1 protein-coding gene is annotated in these 3,699 nt (G+C 70.6%); it reads left to right on the top strand.

All coding sequences use genetic code 11. The features are described from left to right. Window positions 1-537 precede the first annotated feature (537 nt). On the top strand, window positions 538-3,504 hold the full coding sequence (locus ACFXC1_RS39360) for a winged helix-turn-helix domain-containing protein (RefSeq protein WP_381252090.1): 2,967 nt from the start codon (window positions 538-540) through the stop codon (window positions 3,502-3,504). Window positions 3,505-3,699: the final 195 nt, after the last annotated feature.

Here is a 3,699-nt window from a genome sequence, read left to right as displayed (position 1 = left end):
AACCCAGACACACCCCCACCCCCCCACACAAACACACTTGGAGTCGGGGGCAACATTTCTCGCTCACCCCCCGCCACCCCCCCCCCCCCCGGGCGCCCCCCCCCGGCCCCCCCCGCAACCCGAACAGAACAGGCGATTGATCACCGGCACGATTCATGTCGCCAATCAATTCTCGGCTGCCTGACAATTGAGTCGAGTGATTTCGAGGGAGAACTCGGTTCTTCGATCAAGGGCCGGCGGGTCGCGTGATGGCTCTGTGGCTGGTCACAAGGCGACAACATCCTTTCTGTCTGGTTCGTGAGATATGCCAAGCAAGACTGCCACTGCCTTGTCGGTGCAGGCCAAGGCGGGGGTGGGCGCCACATTCGGCTGGTGGCGAGACCATGCTTGTTCACGCAGTAGAAACCTGCCTCGTAAATGCTGAGCCGTCCAAGTCCTTCATACGGCCGACCGTGAGCTGACTTTTGGGCCGACCGTAAGGGATTAGTAAGAATTCCAGGGAAATTTTCGATCATGGTACGGGGAGACGGGGAAAGCGTGACCAAGGTGATCGCAGAGTGTGGGAGTCTGCCCGCCGCCATCACGAGTTTTGTGGGCCGGCGGGAGGAGACCGCTGAGATCCGCCGCCTTCTGCGCATACGGCGGTTGGTGATGCTCACGGGCATGGGCGGTGTGGGCAAGACGCGGCTGGCGCTGGAGGTGGCCGCGGCGTCCCGGGAGGCGTTCGCGGACGGGGTGTGGCTGGTGGACCTGGCCCCGGTGTCGGACCCGTCGGCGGTGGCGGCCACGGCGACGGGCGCGCTGCGGGTGCCCGACCTTGGGGCGCTGCCCTTGCTGGACCAGCTCACGGGTTATCTGGCCGGGCGGCGCGCGCTACTGGTGCTGGACAACTGCGAGCACCTGATCGACGCGTGCGCCGAGCTGGCCGGGCGACTCCTGTCTGCCGCCCCGGAGCTGCGCATCCTCGCCACGAGCCGCCACACCCTGGGTGTCACGGGAGAGCACGTCTTCACCCTCGCGCCGCTTGCGCAGGACGATGCGGTGGAACTGCTGCGGGATCGGGCCGTTACGACGTGGGAGCAGTTCCACGGAGAGGAGGCCAGCCACGCCGAGATCGCGCGCCTGTGCGCCGATCTGGACGGGCTCCCGCTGGCGATCGAGCTGGCCGCCTCCCGGCTGCGCACGCTCACCATCGGCCAGCTGACGGACCGGCTGGAGAACCGCTTCGCACTGCTCACCGGCGGCAGCCGGACGGCACCGGCCCATCAGCGCACGCTGCGCGGGATGATCGACTGGAGCTACGAGCTGTGCGCTCCGGCCGAGCGGCTGCTGTGGAACCGCCTGACCGTCTTCGCCGGCGGGTTCAGCCTGGAGGCCGCCGAGGGTGTCTGTTCCGGGGAGGGGATCGCCGAGGCCGAGGTGCTGGACCTCCTGGATCGGCTGGTCGCCCAGTCCGTGGTCCTGACCTGCGAGGCGAGTGGTCAGCGGCGTTACCGGCTGCTGGCGAGCATCCGGGAGTACGGCAGGGAGCGGCTCGAGGACTCCGGCGAGCAGGACGCACTGCGCCGACGCCACCGCGATTTCTTCCTCGCTGTCGCTGACCGCATCGACCGGAACTGGTACGGCCCCGGCCAGGAGGAGAACCTGGCCCGACTGCGCGCGGAGCACGCCAACCTGCTGGCCGCCCTGGACTACGAGGGTGAGCCCCGGCCCCGTCTCGCGCTGGTCGCGGCGCTGTCCTGGCACTGGTGCGTCGGCGGTTTCCTCAGCGAGGGGCGCCGCCAGTTCGAGCGGGCGCTGGCCGCCGCGCCCGAGGCCGGCCCGGAGCGCGCCCGCGCGCTGCTGGCCGCTACCTGGGTGGCGCAGACCCAGGGTGACTTGGTGACGGCCGACGGCTGGCTGGACGAGGCCGAGGCGCTGGGCCGGCGACTGGGCGATGCGTGGGTGCGGATCCAGGCGGATGGCCTGCGCGGGGTGTCGGCTCAGTACCGGGGGCGGCCGCAGGAGGCCATTCGCCGCTACGAGGCGGCCCTGGCCGCCATAACCGCGCTGGGCGACGAGCGCACGGCGTCCTGCTGGCGGCTGTCGCTGGCCTGTGTCCAGGCGTACGCCGGCGATCCCCGGGCGGCACACACCGGTAGCCGGTACGCCGCCGTCGCCGAGGCGAGCGGGGACCGGTGGGGTCGTGCTCAGGTGCTGATGGGCATGGGCCACTGTGCCTGGGCCCGTGGTGACGGTGACACCACCGAGACCCTGGTCAGGTCCGCGCTGGAAGGCATGCGCGGCTTCAACGACCACGCGATGATCGCGAGGATGGTGGAGCTGCTCGCCTGGGCCGCCGCCGTCGGCGGCGCCCATGAACGGGCCGCCCGGCTGCTGGGCCTGGCGGATGCCCTGTGGCGCGACGCCGGCAGCTCGGTCTGTGCGTTCGGACCGCAGATGGCCGAGTGGCACGCACGCTGCGAGCAAGCCGCGATCGCTACGCTGGGCGAGGCGTCGTACAGGAAGGCGTTCGCCGAAGGCGGCACACACCGCACCCGTGCACAGGCCGTCGACTTCGCCCTCGCCGTCGACACGGATTCCGGAGCCGGGCCCGAATGCGGCAGGGACACCGCGTACGACACCGGCACCGAAAGCGGCAGTGGCACCGACGGCGATGCTGAGAGCGGTGCCGAAAGCGATATCGGCACCGAGTGTGACAGCGGTACCGGCGCTGCCATCGACGCTGACAGTCACATCGACGTCAAGGAGACTGCGCCGAGCACTGTGCGCCGCCGATACGCGCCTGCCGCCGCGGGCAACAAGCCTGCGTCACCCGCCGAGGGACCCCGCGTATGCGAGGTACTGCTGGTCGACGGCGACCCGACAGCCAGAGAGAACGCCCGGCGCATCCTGGAGGCGAGCGGCCACCGGGTACGTAGCGCCGCCGACGGCCTGATGGGGCTCTCCCTGTTCCGTCAGCAGACCCCGGACGTCGCTGTGCTCGCGGGCCGGCTGCCCGGCCTGGACGGGATGAGCCTGGCCGGGCGGATCCGCGAGGAGTCCGCGGTGCCCATAGTGCTGATCTCGGACCGCGACGATCCGGCGGACGTGGTCACGTGCCTGGAGGCGGGCGCCGACGACTGCCTGGCCAGGCCGGTCGACGGATCGCTCCTGGTAGCCCGTGTCCGTGCCCTGCTGCGTCGCACCGTGCCCGCGGACCAGTCGTCCGACACCCGTGCGGTCCGGTTCGGAGACCTGGTGTACTGCCCCGTGTCACTTGTGGTGCGCAGGGACGGGGAACCCCTCCACCTGACCACGACCGAGCTCAAGCTGCTGCGGGAGTTCACCGCTTCGCCCGGCACGGTCCTCACCCGGAACCTGCTCCTGGAGCGGGTGTGGGACTACGCATGGTCCGGCGACAACCGGGTGGTGGACGTCCATGTGCAGCGGCTGCGCGCCAAGATCGGCCGGGACCGGATCGAGACGGTACGCGGCTTCGGCTACAAGTTCCGCGTCGCCTGAGCTGCACCTGCCCACGAACGGCGCGAAGGTCGCCATAGCCACGGCCGCCACGGGAGTGGCGACGGCCGGGATGCTGGTCCGGGCCCCCCCCCGGCCCGGGCGGCGGGGGGGGCGGCGGGCCCCTCGCTTGTTTATTATACAGCGCATATGGGCCCCCGCCCGGCGTGGGGCACTCACAAGTCCGGGGGCGGGATG

The organism is Streptomyces hokutonensis (assembly GCF_042751305.1).
Classification (GTDB): Bacteria; Actinomycetota; Actinomycetes; order Streptomycetales; family Streptomycetaceae; genus Streptomyces; species Streptomyces hokutonensis_A.
Note: the sequence above shows the minus strand (reverse complement) of the source record. Positions and strands in the feature narration are given on the sequence as shown.